Source organism: Actinomadura geliboluensis (assembly GCF_043197915.1).
GTDB lineage: Bacteria > Actinomycetota > Actinomycetes > Streptosporangiales > Streptosporangiaceae > Spirillospora > Spirillospora geliboluensis.
Window position 1 is genome coordinate 85,607 of record NZ_JBICUA010000016.1, and the last position, 22,216, is coordinate 107,822.

General features: G+C 73.8%; 22 protein-coding genes. 7 read left to right on the forward strand and 15 right to left on the reverse strand.

The window, feature by feature from the left end; all coding sequences use genetic code 11:
* Positions 1 to 2: 2 nt before the first annotated feature.
* The 6 genes from ACGFI1_RS38925 to ACGFI1_RS38950 form a co-directional block, all read right to left on the reverse strand.
* Entirely contained in the window at positions 3 to 278 is a 276-nt protein-coding gene (locus ACGFI1_RS38925; RefSeq protein WP_392792703.1) for a DUF6401 family natural product biosynthesis protein, read from the reverse strand.
* Positions 279 to 328: 50 nt separating this feature from the next.
* The gene (locus ACGFI1_RS38930) at positions 329 to 1,003 is read right to left on the reverse strand and encodes an NUDIX hydrolase (protein WP_301173742.1); all 675 of its coding nucleotides are present in this window, start codon (positions 1,001 to 1,003) and stop codon (positions 329 to 331) included.
* An 85-nt stretch (positions 1,004 to 1,088) separates the two neighbouring features.
* On the reverse strand, positions 1,089 to 2,426 hold the full coding sequence (locus tag ACGFI1_RS38935) for an SPFH domain-containing protein (RefSeq protein ID WP_138636167.1): 1,338 nt from the start codon (positions 2,424 to 2,426) through the stop codon (positions 1,089 to 1,091).
* Between the two features lie 148 nt (positions 2,427 to 2,574).
* On the reverse strand, positions 2,575 to 2,778 hold the full coding sequence (locus ACGFI1_RS38940) for a hypothetical protein (RefSeq protein ID WP_138636168.1): 204 nt from the start codon (positions 2,776 to 2,778) through the stop codon (positions 2,575 to 2,577).
* Between the two features lie 90 nt (positions 2,779 to 2,868).
* The gene (locus ACGFI1_RS38945) at positions 2,869 to 3,564 is read right to left on the reverse strand and encodes a hypothetical protein (RefSeq protein ID WP_138636169.1); all 696 of its coding nucleotides are present in this window, start codon (positions 3,562 to 3,564) and stop codon (positions 2,869 to 2,871) included.
* A 53-nt stretch (positions 3,565 to 3,617) separates the two neighbouring features.
* Positions 3,618 to 4,289 carry a lysophospholipid acyltransferase family protein gene (locus tag ACGFI1_RS38950; RefSeq protein WP_171068965.1) on the reverse strand — a complete coding sequence of 224 codons (672 nt, stop codon included), beginning with the start codon at positions 4,287 to 4,289 and terminating at the stop codon, positions 3,618 to 3,620.
* 410 nt (positions 4,290 to 4,699) lie between these two features.
* Here ACGFI1_RS38950 and ACGFI1_RS38955 point away from each other — a divergent pair, with 410 nt between their 5' ends.
* Positions 4,700 to 5,053, forward strand: a complete 354-nt coding sequence (locus tag ACGFI1_RS38955; RefSeq protein ID WP_138636170.1) for an STAS domain-containing protein — start codon at positions 4,700 to 4,702, stop codon at positions 5,051 to 5,053.
* 21 nt (positions 5,054 to 5,074) lie between these two features.
* On the opposite strand, the gene ACGFI1_RS38960 is transcribed toward ACGFI1_RS38955, so the two are convergent.
* The 5 genes from ACGFI1_RS38960 to ACGFI1_RS38980 are packed head-to-tail and all read right to left on the reverse strand — an operon-like array spanning position 5,075 to position 9,681.
* Positions 5,075 to 5,905: a glutamate ABC transporter substrate-binding protein gene (locus tag ACGFI1_RS38960; protein WP_138636171.1), complete on the reverse strand. Its 831-nt coding sequence runs from the start codon at positions 5,903 to 5,905 to the stop codon at positions 5,075 to 5,077.
* A 20-nt stretch (positions 5,906 to 5,925) separates the two neighbouring features.
* Positions 5,926 to 7,455, reverse strand: coding sequence for a hypothetical protein (locus tag ACGFI1_RS38965; RefSeq protein WP_392792704.1), 1,530 nt, complete (start codon positions 7,453 to 7,455; stop codon positions 5,926 to 5,928).
* Positions 7,452 to 8,138 (reverse strand): FHA domain-containing protein, encoded by a 687-nt coding sequence (locus ACGFI1_RS38970; protein ID WP_392792706.1) that lies wholly within the window; start codon positions 8,136 to 8,138, stop codon positions 7,452 to 7,454. Before ACGFI1_RS38970 ends, ACGFI1_RS38965 begins: the two co-directional genes overlap by 4 nt.
* A gap of 5 nt (positions 8,139 to 8,143) precedes the next feature.
* The gene (locus tag ACGFI1_RS38975) at positions 8,144 to 9,430 is read right to left on the reverse strand and encodes a VWA domain-containing protein (protein WP_392792707.1); all 1,287 of its coding nucleotides are present in this window, start codon (positions 9,428 to 9,430) and stop codon (positions 8,144 to 8,146) included.
* Positions 9,427 to 9,681, reverse strand: coding sequence for a hypothetical protein (locus ACGFI1_RS38980; protein WP_392792709.1), 255 nt, complete (start codon positions 9,679 to 9,681; stop codon positions 9,427 to 9,429). Before ACGFI1_RS38980 ends, ACGFI1_RS38975 begins: the two co-directional genes overlap by 4 nt.
* Before the next feature lie 110 nt (positions 9,682 to 9,791).
* On the opposite strand from ACGFI1_RS38980, the gene ACGFI1_RS38985 reads away from it, so the two are divergent.
* Entirely contained in the window at positions 9,792 to 10,136 is a 345-nt protein-coding gene (locus tag ACGFI1_RS38985) for a zinc ribbon domain-containing protein (RefSeq protein WP_392792711.1), read from the forward strand.
* 45 nt (positions 10,137 to 10,181) lie between these two features.
* Here the strand turns inward: ACGFI1_RS38985 and ACGFI1_RS38990 are convergent, their stop codons facing one another.
* Together ACGFI1_RS38990 and ACGFI1_RS38995 are read right to left on the reverse strand one after the other, a co-directional pair.
* The gene (locus tag ACGFI1_RS38990; protein ID WP_392792713.1) at positions 10,182 to 12,680 is read right to left on the reverse strand and encodes a serine/threonine-protein kinase; all 2,499 of its coding nucleotides are present in this window, start codon (positions 12,678 to 12,680) and stop codon (positions 10,182 to 10,184) included.
* The gene (locus ACGFI1_RS38995) at positions 12,677 to 13,891 is read right to left on the reverse strand and encodes a hypothetical protein (protein ID WP_301173732.1); all 1,215 of its coding nucleotides are present in this window, start codon (positions 13,889 to 13,891) and stop codon (positions 12,677 to 12,679) included. The genes ACGFI1_RS38990 and ACGFI1_RS38995 overlap by 4 nt, the downstream gene beginning before the upstream one ends.
* Before the next feature lie 357 nt (positions 13,892 to 14,248).
* On the opposite strand from ACGFI1_RS38995, the gene ACGFI1_RS39000 reads away from it, so the two are divergent.
* The 5 genes from ACGFI1_RS39000 (at position 14,249) to ACGFI1_RS39020 (ending at position 21,517) form a co-directional block, all read left to right on the forward strand.
* Positions 14,249 to 15,583: a hemolysin family protein gene (locus ACGFI1_RS39000; protein WP_387076655.1), complete on the forward strand. Its 1,335-nt coding sequence runs from the start codon at positions 14,249 to 14,251 to the stop codon at positions 15,581 to 15,583.
* Positions 15,580 to 16,596 carry a hemolysin family protein gene (locus ACGFI1_RS39005; RefSeq protein ID WP_138639028.1) on the forward strand — a complete coding sequence of 339 codons (1,017 nt, stop codon included), beginning with the start codon at positions 15,580 to 15,582 and terminating at the stop codon, positions 16,594 to 16,596. The genes ACGFI1_RS39000 and ACGFI1_RS39005 overlap by 4 nt, the downstream gene beginning before the upstream one ends.
* 185 nt (positions 16,597 to 16,781) lie before the next feature.
* On the forward strand, positions 16,782 to 17,729 hold the full coding sequence (locus ACGFI1_RS39010) for a cation diffusion facilitator family transporter (RefSeq protein ID WP_392792714.1): 948 nt from the start codon (positions 16,782 to 16,784) through the stop codon (positions 17,727 to 17,729).
* A 79-nt stretch (positions 17,730 to 17,808) separates the two neighbouring features.
* Complete coding sequence (locus ACGFI1_RS39015; RefSeq protein ID WP_392792715.1) at positions 17,809 to 20,811, forward strand: hypothetical protein; 3,003 nt, start codon at positions 17,809 to 17,811, stop codon at positions 20,809 to 20,811.
* Positions 20,812 to 20,869: 58 nt separating this feature from the next.
* A complete protein-coding gene (locus tag ACGFI1_RS39020; protein ID WP_392792717.1) occupies positions 20,870 to 21,517 on the forward strand; it encodes a class I SAM-dependent methyltransferase in 648 nt (215 codons plus the stop codon).
* Here ACGFI1_RS39020 and ACGFI1_RS39025 read toward each other — a convergent pair.
* Together ACGFI1_RS39025 and ACGFI1_RS39030 are read right to left on the reverse strand one after the other, a co-directional pair.
* On the reverse strand, positions 21,470 to 21,883 hold the full coding sequence (locus ACGFI1_RS39025; RefSeq protein ID WP_392792718.1) for a helix-turn-helix domain-containing protein: 414 nt from the start codon (positions 21,881 to 21,883) through the stop codon (positions 21,470 to 21,472). The two genes, ACGFI1_RS39020 and ACGFI1_RS39025, sit on opposite strands and share 48 nt — an antisense overlap.
* Positions 21,880 to 22,197, reverse strand: a complete 318-nt coding sequence (locus ACGFI1_RS39030) for a hypothetical protein (RefSeq protein ID WP_392792719.1) — start codon at positions 22,195 to 22,197, stop codon at positions 21,880 to 21,882. Before ACGFI1_RS39030 ends, ACGFI1_RS39025 begins: the two co-directional genes overlap by 4 nt.
* Between the last annotated feature and the right edge of the window lie 19 nt (positions 22,198 to 22,216).

Here is a 22,216-nt window from a genome sequence, read left to right on the forward strand (position 1 = left end):
GCCTACGCAGCGTCCCTCATCATCCAGCAAACGGCCACGATCCGGACGAACTCCCAGTCGCCGGGGTCGTGCGGCCACCAGCCCCGGTTGAAGGCGTCCTCCGCGAACTCCGTCAGGTAGCCCATCAGCTCGTCCGGGCCCGGGGAGCCCAGCTCGTCGCGGAGCGCGGCCACATGCTGGTCGACGGCGGCCGCGAGGCCCGGGGAGCCGGCCATCTCCTCGACGCCGGCGTCCCCGATGTCGCGGACGAGCAGGCCGAGCGCTTCGTCACCGTTCACAGGAGCCGAAAATAGCAACCGCCCTCCGGTGGGCGCGACGTCGCCCCAGGTCAAGCCCGCGGACGCAGCATCGGCGGGCGGAGCTGCCGGGCGTCGCCGCGGCGGTACAGCCGGGCGGGGCGCCCGCCGTCGCGCGTCGTGGTCCGGTCGGTCGGGATGAGGAACCGGTCGGCGCCGGTGACCTTCCGGTGGAAGTTCCGCGGGTCGAGGCTGGTGCCCCACACGATCTCGTAGACGCGGCGCAGCTCGGCGACGGTGAACTCGGGCGGGCAGAACGCGGCGGCGAGCGAGGTGTACTCCAGCTTCGCGCGCGCCCGCTCCATCCCGTCGCAGAGGATCCGCCGGTGGTCGAACGCGGCCCGGTCGTGGTGGACGAGCTCGTCCACGGCCGTCCACAGCACCTGGGCCCGGCTGGAGGCGGGCAGGTCGGGCGCCAGCCCCAGGTAGGCGACGCTCACGACCCGCTGCCGGGGGTCGCGGTCGGGGTAGCCGTAGGTGGCGAGCTGCTCCAGGTGGATGCGCACGTCCGCGAGGCCGGCCCGCTCCGCCATCAGCCGGGACGCGGCGACCGGCAGGTCCTCGTCCAGCTGGATGAAACCGCCGGGCAGCGACCACGCTCCGTCATAGGGCGCCCGGTCGCGCCGCCACATCAGCGCGCACAGGCGCTGCTCCCGCACGGTGAGCACGACAAGATCGACGGAGACGGCGAGCCGGGGCACGGACATGCTTCGAACTTAGCGTCAGTGGACGTCCCCTAACGCCAAGAAGGCCCGGCGGTGCCGGGCCTTCAGCGGTGTCGGGGGGACGGTGTCAGTCTTCCTTGGGGACCTCTACGACCGGGACGGCCGGGGCCGGGCCGTTGTGGCCGTTGGCGGCGGGCTGGGCGTTCAGGTTGGCGAGCAGCTGCCGCGCCACCCCGAGGCCGGTGCCGCCGAGCGTCAGGGCCTTGGCGAGCATGTCCTCGATGCCCTCGGCGCCGTTCAGCACGACCATGTTGTCGACGTTGCCGAACACGCCCGCGCCGGCCTCGACGATCTGCGGCCACTGCTCGGCGAGCTGCTGCGCGATGACGGCGTCGGTGTTCTCCGCCAGCGCCAGCGCGCGGGCCTTGATCGCCTCGGCCTCGGCGAGACCCTTCTGCCGGGTCGCGTCCGCCTCGGCCTCACCGAGGATGCGGGTCGCCTCCGCCTCGCGCTGCGCGCGCAGCTGGATCTCCGTCGCGGCGGCCTGCGCCTGGGCGATGCGCTCCTCGCGCTCGGCCTCGGCCAGCTTCACCTGCTCGTACGCGCGGGCGTCGGCCGGCTTGCGGATCTCGCTCTCCAGCCGCTTCTCGGTGCGCTCGGCCTCCAGCTCGGCGTTGCGGGTCTCCTTGAGGATGACCTCCTGGCGGGCCTGCTGCGCGGCCTGCTGCACCTGGCCCTCGTACTCGGCCTTCTTGATCTCGGTGTCGCGGATGACGGCGGCGTTCTGCCGCTCGGTCTCCTGCTCCCGCTCGGTGGCCTCCTGGTTGCGCTCGGCCTCGGCGATGCGGGCCGCGGCGGCGACCTTCGCGGCGTGCGGGCGGCCCAGGTTGGTGATGTAGTCGGTCTCGTCGTCGATCTCCTGTATCTGCAGGGAGTCGACGACCAGGCCCAGCTTGCTCATCTCGTCGGCGGCGGAGCTGCGCGTCTCGCTGGTGAGCCGCTCCCGGTTGAGGATGAGGTCCTCGACGGTCAGGTTGCCGATGATGGAGCGCAGGTGGCCGGTGAACAGCTCGTGGATCGCGCCGTCCATGGACGCCTGCTGCTCCAGGAAGCGCCGCGCCGCGTTGGCGATCGAGACCAGGTCGTCGCCGACCTTGTAGATGACCACGCCGCGCACCTTGACCGGGATGCCCTGCTGCGTCACGCAGTTCACTTCGAGGTTGGCGGCGCGGCTGTCGAGCCGCAGCCGCCGGGCGACCTGGAAGCCGGGCAGGACGGACGTCCCCTTACCGGTCACGATCTTGAATCCGAGGCTGTCCACGCCGTCAAGCGGCTTGGACTTGGCGCCGAGCCCGGAAATGATCAGAGCCTCGTTCGGCTCGGCGACCCGCCAGACCATCTTGAACAAGATGATCAACACGATGATGGCGACGACGACGCCGATCGCCACGGCGAGCACGGGCATGCGGCCTCCTCTTCAGATGTCGGTGCGGCGGGCAGGGCCCTCCGCGTTTCCCCTCAGACGCGCGGGCGGCGCGTTCGGTTCTCCCCGGTGGTGGCCTCATCGGGCCACCGTGCGGCGAGGCGGGCACCGGGGGGTCGCCGCGCCGCGGTCACTGGGGCAGCGCGGGCGCCACGTACACCGTCCGGGGCGGGTGGTACTCGACCACGACGATGATCGACCCGACGCCGATCTCCTCGCGCGGGTCCACGGGGTGCGCGTAGAACGCCTCGACCCCGCCGCGGATGGGGATCATGACCTCGCCGACGAGCCCCGGACCGATCCGGCCGGTGACCCGGCCCTCCTTACCGATCAAGCACACCCCCGCTGGGAACGAGCCCGGGGCGTCCGCCCCGTGTAAGCCGAACCGTATCCGCTCGGCGAGACCGGCGGCGAGCCGCGTGACTCACGGCAGCACGCGCTCGGCCTGTTCGTGCGCCTCGCGGGCGAGCCGCTCGGCGTCCTCGCGGGTGGCGTTCGGGCCGAACACCGACACGGTGGCGAGGTAGTGGCGGCCGCGGAACACCACGTACCAGGTGCGGGCCCGGGCGTCGCCGCCGGTCGTGGTGACCCCGACGGTGCGCGAGCCCTCCCCGATCTCGCCCTTCGGCGTCTCCACCACGCGGTGCTCGGCCCACTGCGAGCCGACCTTCGTGCGGAACCGCAGGCAGCCGGCCGGGACGCGCGCGTTGACCTGCTTCTCGGCGTCGGCGGCGGACATGCCCATCAGCGTCTCGGTGGCGGTCTGCCCGGCGGTGCCGGTGAAGGAGACGAGGGCGGCCGGGACGTCGCTCGCCACGGTGCCGCCGGGACGCGCCGTCCCGCACCGGGGCTTGTCCAGGGTCGCCTCGCGCTGCAGCCTGGCGGCGTTCTGGATCGCCTTCAGCGACCCGTACTCGCCGGAGTCGGGCTCACCGGCCCGCCGGTAGCCGGGGGCCTCGCCGAGCAGCGCCTGCGCGAGCTGGTCGGAGGTGAACCCGATGCCCGCGACCTCGGCCCGCGCGGTGCCGCCGACCTCCCGCGCCCGCTCCCCGCCGTCCCCGCACGCGACCGCGGCGGCGGACACGGCGGCCAGCACGATCGCCAGACTCCTCTGCGCCATCCCGCGACATTACGGCCCGAACCCGCCCGGCTCCGCCGCCGACACGCGCGCGGTCAGCTTTGTTCGGCCCGGTCGTTGTACTCGGCGGCGTAGTCCTGGCCGGACATCTTCTGGATGGTCTCGACGATCTCGTCGGTGATGGCGCGGCGGGCCTTGGCGGGCGGCAGGTCGCGGTAGTGGGAGAAGTCCATCGGGGGGCCGATCCGCACGGTGGGGCGGGGGCCGAAGACGCGCGGGAACCCGGCGCCGATGGGCTGGATCTTCTCGGTGCCCTCCAGGGCGACCGGCAGGACGCGGGCGCCGGACTCCAGGACGAGCCAGCCGACGCCCGTCCGACCGCGGTAGAGGCGGCCGTCCGGGGAGCGGGTGCCCTCCGGGTAGATCGCGAACGCGCCGGCGTTGTCGAGGACCTCGGCGGCCTGCTCCAGCGCGCCCATCGCGGCGCGGCGGGCGCCGCGCCGGACCGGGACGTGCCCGAGGTTGGTGAGGAACCAGCGGACGAAGCCCTTCTTCAGCCCGCCGCCCTCGAAGTAGTCGGCCTTGGCGATGTAGGTGACCGGCCGCGGCACCGCGAGCGGGATGATGAAGCTGTCGATGAACGACAGGTGGTTGCTCGCCACGATCAGCGGCCCGTAGCTCGGCACGTTCTCGCCGCCGATCACCCGGGGCCGGAAAAGCAGCCAGAGGATCGGGCGTACGACCCGCGTCATGAACGTGTAGAACACCAAGCCTCCCGAATTCGCCACCGCCACTGTAACCTCTGCGCCGATCCGAGCCCGAGTCAGCGTCGGTCTTTCCCGCCTGGAGGCGGGTAAGAAATGGCCAAAGCCCAGGTCAAACGGGCTGCGGACGGGATTGCCGGGCCATTCTTACCCTTCAGTAAGTTTCTCTTGAGTAAGTTATTGCCTCCGTTTCCCGGATGACCCCGGACGCATCCGGACGCCCCGGACGGCATGTCGGGTAGAGTCTGGACGTGGGACCGGCAGGGGCGTCCGGTACGGCGTTACGGTCCGGGACGCGGGCGGCGGGCCCGGTCCCCATTCCCGGTGAGAGCTTGGAATGCGGGCACGGGTGCGCGATCCTGAGGAGTCACCTGAGATGGCCGGGTACCACCGGAGTGGGGCGTGAGGTGACCATGGACTTCGACATCAGCCTGATGCGCGACGACCGCTGCACCGTCGTCCGCGTGCAGGGCGACATCGACGTGGTGTCCCGGACGCGCTTCGAGGAGGCCCTCTTCGAGGTGGTCGAGACGGGCGAGCCGATGGCCGTCGACATGCGCGAGGTGACCTTCTGCGACTCGACGGGCCTGAACGCGCTCGTCGCCGCCAACCGCCGCGCGATCGAACGCGGCTCCCACATCGCGCTGGTGGCGCTGCCGCCGCGCGTCCAGCGGGTCTTCCGCATCACCGGGATCGACAAGTTCATCCCGATCTACGACACGCTGCGCGAGGCGATCGTCTCGTTCCCGTCCACCACCACCCCCTGACACGCGGGGGGCCGGCGGCGGTCAGGTGCAGCCCTCGAACTGCGGGACGCTCGTCGTCAGCTTCAGCCCCGACTCGCCGAACCACTTCTTGAGCAGGCGCTCGGCGGTGCCGTCCTGGTACATCGCGGTGATGGCCCGGTTGACCTCCTCGCAGCCCTTCAGGTCGCCCTTCTTGAGGCCGACGCCGTACTTCTCGTCGGTGAACGGCGCGTTGATCATGCGGCCGGGGCGGCCGGCGGCGAACCCGGCGAGGATCAGGTCGTCGGTCGACACGGCGTCGAGCCGGCCGGCGGCGAGGGCGTCCATGCACGCGCCGTAGGTGTCCACGGTGACCGGCTTCGCGGCGACCTTGCGCTCCTCGATGACGCGGCGCCAGGAGTTGGAGCCGGTCACCTCGCAGATCCGCTTGTCCTTCAGGTCGCGGACGTCGCGGATCGCGGCGGCGTCGGCGCGGACGAAGGTGTCCTGGTGGGCGACGTAGTAGGGGCCGCCGAAGGTGACCTTCATCTTGCGCTTCGGGGTGATCGAGTAGGTCGCGACGATCATGTCGACGGTGCCCTTGGCGAGCGCCTCCTCGCGGACGGACGAGTTCGTCGTCCGCCACGTGATACGGCTCTTCGGGACGCCGAGCCGGCCCGCGATGTAGGTGGCGACGTCGACGTCGAAGCCCTCGTACGTCCCGTCCGGGCGCTTGACGCCGAGCGCGGGCTGGTCCTCCTTCACGCCGATGACCAGCGAGTCCTTGCCGGCCACGGACTCCTTCTCGGCGCCGCCGAGGCCGCAGCCCGCGAGCACCGAGGCGGCCAGCACGGCGGCGGCCGCGGCCCGGACGGTAGTGGTGGTGGCGCGCATGGTCTGCTGCTCTCCTCCGGTCAGCGGAACTCGGCCAGCCGGGGACGGATCCCCGCGAGCACCAGCAGGGCGATGGCGGCGGCGCCGGCGGGCGGGACGGCGTTCCAGCCGCGCAGCCCGCCGTCGGCGTCCTCGATCGCCTCGTCGAAGGCGTCCTGGTGGACGGCCGTCAGCGCGCTGAGCGCCGCGTCGTAGGCGCCGAAGTCGCGGATGGCGTTGGACGTGCGCCCCATCCGCAGGTCGATGGCCCCGGCCCGGTTCCCGGACGCCGCGAGCCGCCGCATCTCCGCGTCGTTGCGCTGGACGACCCGGTACGCCGCCAGCGTCTTCGCCAGCGTGTCCGCCTCACGGCCCCTGTCGGTCGTGCGCGCCTCGTCCCCGAAGAAGCCGAGGAACGGGACGGCGCCCTGCCCCGCCTTGTACGGGGCGACCTTCTGCTCCAGGCCCGCGTAGTAGTTCTCCAGGTTCACCGGCTTGTCGCCGAGGTCCGGGTAGATCACCGCCAGCGACTTGTCGAGGTAGGTCTGCTCGTAGGTGTCGGCGCGGCCCGGGTCGAGCAGGTAGCGGCTCTCGTCGGCGAACGCGCTGTGGCTGATCGCCCGCGCCCGCGACAGCTGGAGGATGGAGTCGAACCCGTCCTCCTTGGCCTTCTTGATGTGGCCCGCGTGCGCCGTCAGCAGGCCCGCGCCGACGGTCGTGAGGGCGATCGCGCCGAGCGTCGCCAGCACCAGCGCCGGGTTCAGCACGCGGCGGAACGTCCGGGCCAGGTACAGCTGCGTCGCGATCAGGAGCAGCAGGACGAGCAGCCCGGTGACGGCGACCCAGGTGCGGCCCGCGAGCACCGCCGACCTCTTCGTCTCGTACGACTGCCGGACGTGCGCGCCGCTGTCGAGCGTGATGTTGTACGCCTTCGGGAGCAGTTGCAGCTTCATCAGGTCGCTCGCCTCGCGGTAGGCGTCGATGACCTGGGGCGGCAGCTCCCCCGGCGCGTGGTTCGACTGCGCGTCGAGCTGCATCGCCCGGCCGACCAGCCACTCGTAGCGGCCGAGGCCGTCCAGCACCTCCTGGACGGTCAGCTTCAGCGCGGGGTCGCGGCCGGCGAGCTGCGCGGCCTGCACCGCGGCGGCGTGCGCGTCCGCGCGGCGCTTCTCGTACGTCCGCAGCGACGCGTCGTAGCCGATGCCGAGGTTGTGCTCGCGGCCGATCAGCAGGATGTTCGACACCTGCGCGTCCATGTCGCTGAGCGCGAAGTACAGCGTGCCCGTCGCGACGACCTGCGGACCCGCGTCGTGCCCGATCGTCTGGACGGAGTCGCGGGCGTTCCCGATCGCGACGGCGAGGACGGCCAGCAGCGAGATCAGCGCGGCGAGGCAGAGCACGGCGTGGGCGCGGACGCGGCCGGGGATCGTCCGCGTCCAGCCGCCCCGGAAGAACGCCCGCACCCGGCCGCCGCGCTGCGGTTTCGCGTCGGCGGGAGGCGGGGCGGGGGGCACCGGGGCGGGGGGCGTCCGGGGAGCGGGAACCGCCGGCTGCGCGGGACTCATCGTCATGGCGGGCCCTCCTGCAGGGACAGCGTGATGGTCGTCCAGGCGCCCACATGGATGCGGTCGCCGTCGCCCATCGGCACCGGCACGTTCACCGGGATCGGCTCGGTCCCGCCGTTCACCGTGGTGCCGTTCGTCGAACCGGGGTCGACGAGGTTCCAGGAGCCGTCCGGCTGCGCCAGCAGGACGGCGTGCAGATGCGACACGCCGGGGTCTTCGGGCGGCGTGCCCAGGTCGATCTCCGGGAGGAGCCCGCGGGACGCGCTGCGCCGCCCGATCCTGACCTGCCCGCCGCGCAGCGGGACGCGGCGCTCCGGGCAGTACGGCGGGAACGTCAGGCCCGCCGCGTCCGGCCCCATCTCGGCGAGGACCGCGTCGAAGTAGGTGCGGTCCGCCGCGACCAGCGCGGCCGGCCCGGACGCCACGGCCGGGGCGCTGCCCGTGCGCGGCTGCGGCACCAGCGGCACCGCCCGCGCCGCGCGGTCGATCGACAGCTCGACCGTGTAGAGGGTGCCGGTGTCGAAGTCGTAGCCGTCGACCTCGCAGAAGCGGCCCGAGCGGGGCGTCCCGCAGTGCGGGCACACCGGCGGCTCGGCCGGCTCGGCGGACCGCGGGGCCGCGATGGCGTCGCCGCAGACGTCGCAGAACCGACCGTCCGCGGACGTGTGCCCGTTCGGGCAGACCGGCATGGGCCTCAGCCTCCCGCCTCGTCGCCGTGCCGGGTGCGGACGGTCCGGACGGAACGGGTGTCGAGCGACATCTCATCCGCCTTCGCCACGTCCCGCTTCAGCCGGACCGTGCCGGACGCCCCGTCCACCACGTCCACGACCCGGTCGAGCAGGCCGGAGATCTGCTCGTTGCCGACCTCCCGCGCCAGCACCACCGCGCGGCCGAGCCGGGCGGTCGCGGTGTCCTCGTCGCCGCGGCGCCGCGCCTCCAAGCCCTCCTGGATCGCCTCCGCGAGCTCCGACTGCCCGGTGTGGTGCGCGACCCGCCGGTTGATCGACGTCGAGCGGGCCTCGTCGTCCGTCCACTCGGCGAGGACGTTCCCGGACCCGAGCACCTGGTCGCCCGCGAGGAGCTTCACCCACGCCGCCCGCATCTGCCGCCCGACGTCGCCGGGCTGCACCTCGACGCACAAGTGGTACTCGCGGGCCTCGCTCCCCCACGCGCCGAGCGGGTAGTCGCCCGTCTGCGCGCCCGAGTCCACCCGGCGGTCGGTCAGGTCCTCCACGGCCGGGACCATCTGCTTGACGAACCGCAGCCGCGCCTGCTGCGGCGTCCACACGCGCAGCGCGACGTCGGCGACCTCCTTGCCCATCGCGGCCCGCGTCATCGCCAGGAAGTCGGCCTCCAGGTCGGCGGGGTCGGGGACGTCCAGGAACCCGCCCAGCAGCGCCGAGGTGATCTTGCGCAGCTCGGCGACCTCCCAGTCGGTGCCGACGCCGCGCGCGTCGCACAGGAACCGCCCGGCGCACGCCGCCAGCGCCGCGTCCAGCTCCTCCGCCGACTCGTGCTGGTTCTTGCCGTCCGTCAGCAGGATCGCGTGCCGGACGGCGCCGTCGTGCCCGGCGAACAGCCGCTCGGCGAGCCGCAGCCACGACCCGATCGCCGTCCCGCCGGCCGCCTCCAGCCGCCCGATCGCGTTCACCGCGCCGCGCCGGGACGCCTCGTCCGCCGCGATGAGCCGCTCCCCCTGCGGGTAGACCATCCGCGGCCGGTTCGCGCCCGCGACGACCGCGAAGTGCACGCCGTCCCGCAGCACGTTCACCGCGGCCCGCGCGGCGCGCTTCGCCGCCGCCATCTTCCCCCGGTACGACATCGACCCCGACGTGTCGACGAGGATGACCTCCGCCGCCGGGACGGCGCCGCCGCCGGACGAGCGCGCCTCCACGGTCACGATCGCGTGCATCTCCCGCCCGCCCGCCGGAAGGTAGGCGTTCTGGTCCACGCGGACGGTGAACTCCGGCAACCCGCTCATCTGCCCCGCTCCCTCCCGGCTCCCGGCGGCGGGCTGGGCAGCACCGCCACCGTCACGTTGTCGTGGCCGCCCGCGTCCAGCGCCGCCCGCAGCAGCAGCCGCGCCGCCCCGGCCGGACCGTCCCCGCCCCGCGCGACCGCGTCCTCGTTCCACCGCCGCCGCAGCCCGACGTCGCGGTAGCGGTCTCGGGTCTGGGCGGGCTCGACGCAGGCGGGGCAGGGGGCGATGGGGGTGCGCTGGGGGGCGTTCATCTGATACCTGCAGCGTGGAGACCCCGTCCTTCAGGGCGGGGAGGAAACGCGGGATGCTCGGGCACGTTGACTCTCCGGGTTCTGTCGGTGGCGGTCGGTACGGTCGGTGCGTGTCCCGGTACCGGCTGTGCCCGACCCCTGCCCAGGAGGCGGGGCTGCTGGAGCACTGCTCGCACGTCACCCGGCTGGAGCACAAGGCACCCGGCCGCGTCGTCCGGGTCGACCCGCGTTACACGTCGCAGACCTGCAACGCCTGCGGGCACCGCGCCCCGGACAACCGCGAGAGCCAAGCGGTGTTCCGATGCGTCGCCTGCGGGCACCGGGCCAACACCGACATCAACGCCGCCCGCAACATCAAAGACACCGCCGTGGGACACACGGTGGCCGCACGGGGAGGCAGGGCGATGGCCCGGCCGGTGAACCGCGAACCTCAACCTGCTCTCCTCCCTTCGTAGGGGACGGGTTAGAAGCCCCGCCTTCGGGCGGGGAGGACGTCAAGGTCAGAAGAGCGTCCTCGGGCGGACGGCGTTGGCGCGTTTGACCATCGCGTGCCGGTGCTCGGCGTCGTCGGCGAGCTTGGCGAGGACGCGGTAGGTGTCCTCCAGCTTGGCGCGCAGGGCGGGCTCGGCCATGTCGGTGCCGAGGATCCGCTGCCGGACGCCGGCCGGGATCGGGGCGCGGCCCGCGCGGAGCCAGGCGAGGGCGGCCGACAGGACCTCGGCGGTGAACGCGGCGGCCCGTTCGGTGTCGAGGCGCAGCGAGGCCAGGCGGCGGCCCGCCTCGATGAGGACGGCGGCGTTCAGCTCGCCGGGGCTGCGGCCCCGGACGACCGTGGCGACGGCGGCGAGCTGCGCGGCCAGGTAGTGGCTGGAGATGCGGGGGACCGAGTCCAGGACGCGCTCGGCGCCGGCGCGGTCGCCGGCGGCGAGGCAGGTGCGGGCCAGCCCGAACGCGGCGCTGACGTGCGTGGGGTCGGTGCGCCAGACCGTCTGGTGGTAGTGGCTGGCGCCGCGCATGTCGCCCAGGGTCTCGTAGCAGAACGCGAGCGCCAGCTTCGGCGCCTGCTCGCCGGGGGCCAGGTCGTACAGGTCGTTGAACGCGGCGACGGCCTCGCCGCCCTGCCCGCCGGCGAGGGCGCGGACGCCCCGGTACCAGTCGACGCGCCAGTCGTCGGGGGCCTCGGCGGCGATCTCCTCCAGCAGCCGGGCGGCGCCGTCGAGGTCGCCCAGCTCGATGCGGACGCGCACCAGCGCGAGCCGCACCTCGCGGGACGCGACCGGGGCGGAGCCGAGCGCGGCGGCCAGCTCGGCCGGGTCGCGGGCGGTGAGCCCGGACAGGAACGCGGCGGCCGGGTCGGCGGGCGACACCAGCGGGACGGGCAGCGCCGCGGCGGCGGCCCGCGGCTCCAGCGGCGCCAGGATGGCCGGCGGCGCGCCGTCCGGGGCGGTGACGATCTCGGCGCCGGCCGTGGCCTGCTCGGGCCCGAACAGCGGCGACGACGCGGGGCGGGGCCGCCCGTCCTCGGCGGCCAGCACCTCGCGCAGGACGCCGGTGAGCTGCTCGGCCATCTCGGCGGCGCTCTGGAACCGCCGGGCCGGGTCGGGGTGCGTGGCGCGCCGCAGCAGCCGGTGGTAGGACTCGTGCCGCTGGAACACCGGGACCTCGTGGCGGGGCGGCAGGCTGCGCAGGTGCCGTCCGGTGTAGCCGCGGAACGGGAAGCTGAGGACGGCGAGCGTCCGGCCCACCGTGTAGAGGTCGGACGTGACCGACGGGCCCTGCGAGCCGATCTCGGGGGCCTGGTAGCCGGGCGTCCCGAAGATCGGGCTGTCCACGTCGAAGGCGCGGCGGACGCCGCCGAGGTCGATCAGCTTGAGCTGCTCCTCGGACTGGATCGCGTTGTCCGGCTTGAAGTCGCAGTACAGCAGCCCGACGCCGTGCAGGTAGCCGAGGGCGCTCAGCACCTCCAGCCCGTACGCGATCACCTGGCCGAGCGGCAGCGACGCCTGGTCGCCGTGGTCGGCGCGGATGCTGAGCAGGATGTCCTTCAGCGAGCGCCCGCCGACGTACTCCATCACGATGTAGCCGGAGTCGCCGTGCCGGACGAAGTTGTAGATCTTGACGATGTTGGGGTGCTCGACCTCGGCGAGGAACGCGCGCTCGGCGGTCGCGGCGGCGAGCGAGTCGGCGTCGCCGGTGTCGAGCAGGCCCTTCAGCACGACCCAGCGCTCGCTGACGTTGTGGTCGCGGGCCAGGTACACCCAGCCGAGGCCGCCGTGCGCGAGGCAGCCGAGCACCTCGTACTGGCCGCCGACCAGCTCGCCCGCGCGCAGCTTCGGGGTGAACGAGAACGGGTGGCCGCAGCTGCGGCAGAACCCCTCGGTGCGGCCGGGGCGGCCGTTGCGGCTGCGGCCGACCTTCTCGTCGCAGCGGCTGCAGAAGCGTCGGTTCTCCGGCACCTCCGGGTTCTCCATGATCGCCGAGGCGGGGTCGCGGGCCGGGACGGGCGGGACCTCGACGAGCCCGGCGCCGAGCATCCCGCGCCGGGACGAGCCGCTGGAGCCGGTGCCGCGGGTGCCGCCGCGCGAGGCGGTCCGGCCGGAGCCGACCGTCCCGCGGCCGGATCCCGCCGAGCCGCCGGCCGTGCCGCTCGGCGCGGACGAGCGCGGCTCCCTGCTCGTCGGCGGCGCGAACGGCGTCTGCGTGGTGACGGCGGCGACCGGCACCCGCGCGGGCGCCGCCCGCGAGTAGCCGGTGCGCGCGGAGCCGGCGGGGGCCGGGCTCGCGGGGGCGGGACCGTTCGAGGGCAGGCCCTCGGCGGGCGGTGCGGGGGCCGGGACGGCGCCCGCCGCGGGGCTCGCGGCCGGGGTGGCGGCGCTCTGGGGCTGGGACGGCGCAGACTCGGCGGGGGCGGCGGCGGGGGCGGGGGCCATGCCGCAGACGTCGCAGAAGCCGTCCGCGTCCACCTGGCCCGTGCAGCCGGGCTGGGTGCATCGGTTCATCGCCGCGTCCCCGTCCCGGTCTCGCTCGCCCTGATGGCCCGCTGGTACTCGGCCAGCAGCGCCGTCGCGCGGCGCAGGTCGCACGGGGCGGTCCACAGCACCTCGCGGGCCTCCCCGTACAGGCCGGTGAGCAGTTCGTCCTCGGACAGGCCGAGCCGGGCGGCCTTGGCGCGGTACGCCTCCAGGCGGCCGCGCAGCTCGCCGCGCCGGTCCAGCAGGCCGGCACTGAGACGCAGCTCGCCGCGCGCCCGTTCCAGCGCGTCCTCGGCGGCGCGCTCCAGCTCGGCGAAGCGGCCCGCCATCTCCACCCAGCGGCCCGCCTCGCGGAGCCGTTCGAGGGCGGCGAGCCGGTCGCGGAGGGCGGTGCCGAGGCCCTCCGGCGGCGCCGGCAGGTTCGGCGAGTGGATCTTGGCGAGGACGGTCGCGTAGGCGTCGAGGGCCCGCCGCTCGGTCTCCTCCGTCTCCTCGATCACGGCCGTGATCCGGGCGACGAGGTCGGCGTACTCGTCCCGCATCCGGGCGACCCCGGCGAGCTCGTCGCCGAGCGCGGTCAGCACGGTGCGGACGCGGTCGAGGCGGGTCGTGTCCGGGCGGCCGTCGCGGACGAGCGACAGCGGGTCGGTGCGGACGACGCGGCCGAGCGCGGTCAGCTCCCGGCCGACCCGGTCCAGCTCGGGGTGGCGGGTGCCGTCCAGCGTGTGCGCGAGGCGCGTCGCGGCCCGCCAGCTCTCCTCCGCCTCCTCCAAGGGGACCAGCAGCGCCGTCCAGGCCGCGTCGGCGGCGGCGACCTCGCCCGCGACGAACTCGTACGCGTCCGACATCATCGCGACGGCCTCGTCCAAGGTGATCCGTTCCTCCTGCGGTCCGAGCAGCGTGCGGTGCTCCAGCGGGATCTCCCCGTCGGGCAGTTCCACCGAGCATCCCGACAGCAGCCCGGACAGCTCCGTCAGCGTCGCCGCGTCCGGCCGGGGCGACCGGTCGCGCAGCTCGCACGCCTCGTCCAGGACGCTCTGGTAGGCGTCGAACAGCCGCCACAGCGTGGTCAGCCGGGCCTGGGCGTCCTCCCAGCGGCGCCACGTCTCGCCGGTGAGGCGGGCGCCCGTCAGCAGCCGGACGCCGGGGTGGCGGTCGAGTTCGACCAGGGACGCGGCGATGCGTTCGCGCTCGTCGCGCAGCGTGCGGAGGGCATGGTCGACGCCTTCACGACTCATGGGCGCGGCGGCCCCGGCCCCGCTCTGGTCCAACGTCTGCCCCGCGTTCGCTTCTCCGGTCCCCCGAGCATGCCCTGCGGCGGCGCCGGTCTGGGAGCACGGACCGGACCACTATCGGACGTTCGCTCGCATACAAGTGTGATCCGTGACACTAACCCAGACAAGGTGCTTTCGCCCATGCCCGCGGCGCAAGCCGTGCGCATGCGGCAAGGCGCGGGCGGGCGCCGAGCCGTACCCTTTGGACCGGGAACGTCGTTGAGCGAAGTGACGTTACGACAGGTAGTCCGTCTACGAGAGGAGTGGTGAGTCCGCAGTGTCGGACCCCAGTCATAGACCCGGTGCCCCATGCTGACCGCGGTGCTGGGAGTGCTCGCGGTGATCCTTCTCACCGCCGCCACCGGGTACTTCGTCGCCCAGGAGTTCGCCTACGTCGCCGCGGACCGCGCGACCCTGGAGCAGGCCGCCGAGAGCGGCGACACGTCCGCCAAGAGAGCGCTGAAGGTCATCGGCCGGGTGTCGTTCATGCTGTCGGGCGCCCAGCTCGGCATCACGATGACGACTCTGGTCGTCGGCTTCATCGCCAAGCCCGCCCTCGCGGAGCTGATACAGCCGCTGCTTGAGGTGCTGGGCGTCCCCGTAGGCGCCACTGGCGCGATCGCCCTCGCGACGGGCTTCGTCCTGGCGACGCTCATCCAGATGCTTCTGGGCGAGCTGTTCCCCAAGAACCTCGCGCTGGCGCGCGCGGAGTCGCTCGCGCGCGCTCTGGCCTCGTCCACCCTCGTGTACCTGACGGTCGCGGGCCCCATCATCCGGCTGTTCGACCGCGCCGCGACGCGGCTGCTGCGCGCCGTGGGCGTCGAGCCCGTGGAGGAGCTGCACAGCGGAGCGACGTTGGAGGAGCTCGGCGACATCATCGGCAGGTCGAGCAGCACCGGGCACCTGCCCGCCGACCTGTCCGGCCTGCTCGACCGCGCGCTGTCCTTCGGCGACCTGACGGCGGACGAGGTCATGGTGCCGCGCCCGCAGGTCCGCGCGCTGCCCTCGACCGCGACCGCCGGCGAGCTGATCGAGCTGATCCGGGAGACCGGGCACAGCGCCTACCCGATCTACGGGACGGAGGTCGACGACGTCGTCGGCGTCGCGGGCGTCCGCGAGGTCGCCGACGACACCCTCGACCCGGCCACCCCGGTCGGCCGGATCGCCCGCCCGGCGCTGCTCGTCCCCGGCAGCCAGCCGCTGTACGGGGTCATCGAGCACATGCGCGAGTCCCGGCAGGAGTTCGCCTGCGTGGTGGACGAGTACGGCGGCCTCGCCGGCATCCTCACCTTCGAGGACGTCGCCGAGGAGCTCGTCGGCGAGATCACCGACGAGACCGACGGGTTCGAGGTCGTCCCGACGTCCGGGCCGGACGGGTCCTGGCTCGTCGACGCCGGCATGCGCATCGACGAGGTCGGCCGCCTCACCGGGCTCGGCCTGCCGGAGGGCGACGCCTACGACACGATCGGCGGGCTCGTCATGGCGGAGCTGCGCCGCCTCCCGCGCGCCGGCGACCGCCTGACCGTCGCCCTCGACAACGGCTCCGTCGAGCTGGAGGTCGTCAGCCTGGCCCGCCGCGTCGCCGAGAAGATCCTGATCAGGACGGCCCCGGCGGCCGTCCCGGCGCCGCGGTCGCCGTCGGTGGAGGTGTCATGAGCCCGCTGCCGTCACTGCTGATCACCGTCCTGCTGCTGCTCGGGAACGGCTTCTTCGTCGCGGCCGAGTTCGCACTCGTCGCCGCCAACCGCGGGCAGCTGGAACGCGCCGCGGCCAAGGGCAGCCGCCCCGCCGTCGCCGCCGTCGCGGGCGTCCGGGAGCTGTCGCTGATGCTCGCCGGCGCGCAGTTCGGCATCACGATGTGCTCGCTGGGCCTCGCGATCGTCACCGAGCCCGCGTTCGAGCACTTCCTCGAACCGCCGCTGCACGCGCTCGGCGTCCCCGAGGCGGGCGTGAAGGCCATCGCGCTCGGCACCGCGCTCGCCGTCGTGACGTTCCTGCACATGGTCATCGGGGAGATGGCGCCGAAGTCGTGGGCCATCGCGCACCCGGAGCGGTCGGCGCTGATCCTGGCGCTGCCGTTCCGCGCGTTCGCGAAGGTGTCGCGGCCGATCCTGTCGTCGCTGAACGCGACGACGAACGCGCTGCTGCGGCTGTTCCGCATCACCCCGAAGGACGAGCTGGACAGCCACACCGACCCGGCCCGGCTCAGCCACCTGGTCGGCGAGTCGCGCCGCCTCGGCCTCATCGGGCGGCACGACCACGAGCTGCTCCGCCGCGCCATCTCCGCGCGGGAGGCGACCGTCGGGCGGCTCGTCGTGCCCGCCACGTCCGTCACGACGATCGGCGCGGACGCGACCGCCGCGCAGATCCGCCGGACCGCCACCGCGAGCGGCCACAACCGGCTGCTCGTCCGGTCCGGGGACGGGGCGATGACCGGCATCGTGCACGTCCGGGCCGCCATCACCGAGCCGGACGGGGACCGCCGCGCCGACGATCTGGCGCACCCGGCGCCCGTCCTGACGGCGGAGACGACCGTGCTGGACGCGGTCAGCCGCATGCGCCGCGACCGGGCCCAGCTCGCCGTGGTGAACGACGAGCGCGGCGAGTTCGCGGGCATCGTCACGCTGGACGACCTCCTGGCGGAGCTTCTGGCGACGAATCCGCACTGACACAGGCCGCGTACCTGCGATGACAGCGCAGTTGTCGAGATGCTGCAACGGGATTCGTGGTTCATCGTGGAGCCATGAGGAAGCACCGTCACGGCCACGGTCACGGACATGAGCACGGGCATGAGCACGGGCACGGGCGTGGGCACGGGCGTGGGCACGGGCGTGGGCACGGGCGTGGGCACGGTTTGCGTCCGCACTCCCATGAGGCGGCCGACAAGGTCGACTCGGCGCTGGAGGCCAGTGCGCAGGGCATGCGCGCCCTGTGGATCTCCCTCGCGGGCCTGGGCGCGACCACCGTCCTCCAAGCGGCGGTGGTCGCGCTCACCGGCTCGGTGGCGCTCCTGGGCGACGCCCTCCACAACGCGGCGGACGCACTGACGGCCGTCCCGCTGGGGATCGCCTTCCTCCTCGGCAGGCGCCCGCCTACACGCCGCTACACCTACGGCTACGGGCGTGCAGAGGACCTTGCCGGTGTCGTCATCGTGCTGGCGATCGCCGCGTCCTGTGTGATCGCGGGCTATGCGGCCATTGACCGGCTGGCTCATCCACAGCCTGTGGACCATCTGCCCGCCGTGGTCGGCGCCGCCTTGGTCGGCTTCCTGGGCAACGAAATCGTGGCGCGCTACCGCATCCGTGTAGGACGCCGCATAGGCTCGGCGGCCCTCGTCGCGGACGGCCTTCACGCCCGCACGGACGGCTTCGCTTCGCTGGCCGTCCTCCTGGGGGCTGGGGGCATCGCGTTGGGTGCCCCTTGGGCCGACCCGGTGGTGGGCCTGCTCATCACGGTCGCGATCTCGTTCGTCCTCTGGCAGACGGCCCGTGAAGTGTGGCGCCGCCTCATGGACGCCGTGGACCCGGACCTCGTCGACCGCGCCGAAGCCGCCCTCGCCGCCACCCCCGGCGTCCTCGCCGTGGGCGACGTCCGCCTCCGCTGGATCGGTCACAATCTGCGCGCCGAATGCGACGTGGTCGTGGACGCCGCCAACACCGTCGTGCGGGCCCACAAGGTGGCCGTGGACGCCGAGCACAGCCTGCTGCACGCGCTGCCGCGCCTGTCCGGCGCCGTCGTCCACCCCGACCCCGAACCGGGCCCCGGTGAAGATCATCACGCCGCCCTCGCGGGCCACCGCTGATCCCTGACCTGTGAGACGTTAGTCCTCGGCAGAAGGGGAAAAAGGGCCCCGGAGGGTCGATCTGGGACGGGATGAAGTCGTGAAACAGCCGGCAGACGCCAACCATCCGGACGAGCGGCAGCCGACGGACGCACCGGCCGACCCATCCGCCACAGGCGAACCACCGCTCGACGACGCGGAATCCGACACGCCTCAGGCCGCCGAGGAGGAGTTGCCGCCCACGCCGGCCAGCGACCTTCCCACGGCCGAATACGAGCCTCCCGCCGACCTCGCCGCCGACACCCCGGCCTCCGAGGAGGCGGACGATCTCCCGGCCGAAGAGGAGCCGCCCGCGGAGGAGGCGGAGGCCGCGCTGGAGGACGAACCCGAGGTCGACGTCCGGGCCGCGCTGGAGACGGTGCCGCTCGACGGCGAGGGTTCCACGCCGCTGCTGGGCACGGAAGTCGCCGACTGGGGCGGCGCCGAACTGGTCGAGAGCGTCTACGGACCGCTGAGCGAGTTCTACGAGCAGATCGACGCGCGGCTCCGGGAGGCGCCCGAAGACGCCCCTCCGGTGGGCTGGGCGCCGCACATCGCCGCTTTGCGAGCGCTGCGGGACGAGCGAGTCCCGGGCGACTGGGAGGTGCTCGCCCGCTTCCTGGTCGCGCCCGCGTCGCTGGAAGAGACCGAGGACCTGCGGCTCGTCCACGTGGAGCCGGGCGGCGAAGCCGAGGCCGTGCGGAAGGTGATCAAGGAGCTGACGTCGTCGGACGAGCGCGCCCTGCTCATCGCCCCCACGCCGGAGCAGGCCGCCGACCTGCTGCGGGCCATGGAGGACGACCCCGAGGTCTTCTCGCTGCTGATCGAGACGCGTCCGGAGACCGCGGAAGCCCAATCGGTCCAGACGCGGGCATTGCCACCCATCGAGGACGAGGAAGCAGTCGAGCCGCCCGTCGCCGAGCCTGTGGCAGAGCCGCCGCCGGTGCGGGAGTCGGGCTCCCACGGCACGGTCGAGTTCAAGCCCTTGCGCGGGCCGTCCGCGCCAGTCGACAGTGCGTCCACCGCCACACGCGCCGAGCCGATCCCTTCCCTACCGCCCGAGCCGGACGAACACGGCAGCGCGTCCGACATCACCCGCGCCGAGCCACTGCCGCAGGATGGCGACAACGCCTCCGCCATCACCCGTGCGGAGCCCTTGCCGTCGCTCCCGGACGAACTGGGCGAAGACAGGGCCGCACCCGCCGTGCAAGACCAGACGCCGAGTGCCCTACCGGCTGAAGATGTCACGCTGGCCGACCCGCCGCCCGTGCCGCCGAGCGAAGGCCAGGACACAGACGAGAGTGCGTCCGACGTCACCCGCGTCGAGCCGCTGCCCGTCCTGCCGGGCGAGGGCGTGTCCGCTGTGGAGGCAGAGGAAGCCGGAGATGCGTCCGGCGCTGCACACGCAGAGGTGCCGCCGCAAGGGCCGTCGGCGCCGGAGGCCCGCGTGCGGGCGGCGACGTTGCGGCCGGTCGGGGAGGCGTGGCGGCAGGCTTGGGACACCGAGGTGCGGATGCTGCGGCGCGGCCTGATGTGGCTGGAGCAGTGGCCTCGGGACGCGGCGGCGCTCCAGGCCGTCCAGGCGGAGAATCTGCGGCGGAGCGAGGAGCTGGAGGTCGAGCAGGCGGCGCTGCGGGACGCCATCGAGGAGGCGCGTGCCGCGGCCGTGGAGGCCGAGCAGGCGGCGGTGGAGGCCGAGGCGGAGGCGGAGCGGCTCGAAACCGTCCAGTCGGAGGCCGAGGCCGAGTTGGTGGAGCCTCGCGCGGAGGCGGAGCGGCTCCAGGCAGAGGCCGATCAGGCGGCGGACGAGGCGACCGCCATGACGCGGACGGCCGAGGCGTCCTACGCGCGGTGCGCGCAGTTGGACGAGCGGGCGAAGACGGCGCAGGCCGAGTTGCAGGGGGCGCGGCAGGCTGAGGCGTCACTCACGGATGAGCTCGCGCGGGCGCGCGAGGCGCTGCCGGGGGCGGCCGAGGAGGCGCACCGGCTGACGGCGGCGGACGCGGACGCCGCCGCCGAGGGGCATGCCGCCTACTACCGGCTGGTGTCGGCGGAGTCGGCGCTGTCGGCGGTCCGGAGGAAGATGACGCTGGGGCAGAAGCTCCATGTGGCGTCGCCGCCGTCCGACCTCAAGAGCCTGCGCGCCGAGGTCAAGGCGCGGACCAGGGAGGCGGACGAGGCGGCCAGGCGGGCCCGCGAGGCCAAGGACGTCGCCGAGCACGCGGAGCGGGTGCGCCGCGGGCTGGCGTCGTTCGTGTCCGAGGGCGGGGCCCGGCTGAAGCACGCACAGGAGGCCCAGCAGCGGCTCGGCACCGAGCTGACCTGGCTGGCGGGCGAGCGGGAGAAGGCCGGAGCGGAGCACCAGGAGCACGCGCGGCGGGCGTCGGAGGCCGTGGAGCGGGCGACGGAGGCGGGCGTGCAGGCGCGGGCCGCGCAGCAGGCGGCGCAGGAGATCGAGGGCCGGGCGACCGCCGCGCGGACGTCCCGTGAGGCGGCGCTCGCGGCGGCGGTCCGGGCGCGGGCGGACGCGGAGGCCGCGGCGGCGCGGGCGGCGGAGACGGCGACGGTGCTCGACCGGCGCAGCGCGGAGGCGGCCGAGGAGATGTCGGTCCGGGAGGACGATCTGGAGACGGTCGCGCAGGCCGAGGCCCGGACGCGGGAGAACGTCGCGGAGATCTGCGGCGCCGACCCGGGCGAGGACCCCGACGCCGTCCCGGCGCACCAGCGGCGGGCGATGGCCCGGATCGAGCAGCTCACCGGGTATCTGGAGGGCACGCGGGCGGCGGACGGCGAGGTCCTGCTCCGCACCGCCGACGTCGTCGTGGGGACGCCGCTCGGTGCCGCGCTCACCGCGCCCGACCAGGAGTTCGACGCGCTGATCGCCGCGGACGCGGGGGCGCTGACGGACGCCGAGTTCCTCATCGGGGCGGTCCGGGCGCGCCGCTGGGTGCTGGTCGGCGCGCCCGGGTCGCGTCCGCCGGAGTACCGCGAGTACGCGGGCGGGCCGTCCGGGGGGCTGGAGCTGAGCCCGTTCGAGCGCGCCGCCGTCGCCGCGGAGGGCTAGCGGCGCGCGAGCGGTTCGTTCAAGACCGGGTGCGGTGCGGCGCCCGACACTGGCCGCCATGACCGAACAGACCTTCACGCCCGCCCTGGGGCGCTTCGCGCTGCCCCGGCTCTACGACTCGGTGATCACTCTGACGCGGGAGCGGCTGTGGCGGAGCATGGTCGCCATGCACGCGGCGTTGCGGGACGGTGACGTCGTCGTGGACGTCGGCTGCGGCACGGGGTCGCTGGCCCTGCTGCTGCACCGGATCGAGCCGGGCGCCCGCGTGATCGGCGTCGATCCCGACCCGGAGGTGCTGGCGATCGCCCAAGGCAAGCCCGGCGCCGACGCGGTCGAATGGCGGGCCGGCATGGGGGACGCGCTCACGGACATCGTGGACGCCGGGTCCGTCGACACGGTGGTGTCCAGCCTTGTTCTGCATCAGTGCCCGGTGGCGGTGAAGCAGGCGATCCTGGTCTCGATTCTCGAAACGCTGCGGCCCGGCGGCAGGCTCGTGGTCGCCGATTACGGGGCGCAGCGCACCCTGCCGATGCGGCTGGCCTTTCGCATGGTGCAGTTCACGGACGGCCGTGAGGACACGCAGTTCAACGCTGACGGCGCCCTGCCGGGGCTCATGTCTGAGGTCGGTTTCCGCCAGGTGCGGGAGGCGGGGACGGTCTCAACGGTCACCGGCTCGATCTCGCTCTACACGGCTCGCCGCGGCTGACGCCTCCAGCGCCCGGACGGCCTCCGCAGGCGTGAGGCCCATCATCCGGCGCATTTCCCGGGTGAAGTGGGCTTGGTCGGCGAAACCGCCCGCGAGTGCGGCGACGCTCAACGGCCGCCCTTCACGCAGTGCCTCCGCCGAGCGGGCCAGGCGCCGCCAGATGCGCCAGCGGGTGAGCGGCATGCCGAGTTCCGTCCGCGCCAGGGCGCGTAGACGCTGCGGGGAGAGGCCGACTTGCGCGGCCAGGGCGGGCATTGAGGTCTGCTCGTCCAGCAGGGTGCGCATGGCCTCCAGCAGCCGTCCGTCGAGTTCGCTGGACGGACGGCCCCCGGCGGCCCGCACGTCCTCCTCGCTAAGACCGCTCATGGCGGGGCCGGGGTGATGCCGGTGCCGCAGAGGGCGCGTAGGTCGTCGGCGAACGCGCAGTGGGGTTCGACGTAGAAGATGCGCAACGCCTGTGCCTGGAGGAGACGGTGACCGACCATGGGCGGCACGATCAGCGCCACATCGCTGTGACGGGTTCCGGACGCGTCGTCCATGGCGACCTCACCTTGGACGGCGATGGCCACCTGAAAGGCGGCGTGACGATGGAGACTGCCCTCCGTCACGCCGCCCTGGTAGAGCGCGTAGCCGTCGCCGATGGTGAAGTACGGCCGCCCCATCCCGTCCACGCGCGTCATGGTTCCACAGGGGTGGACG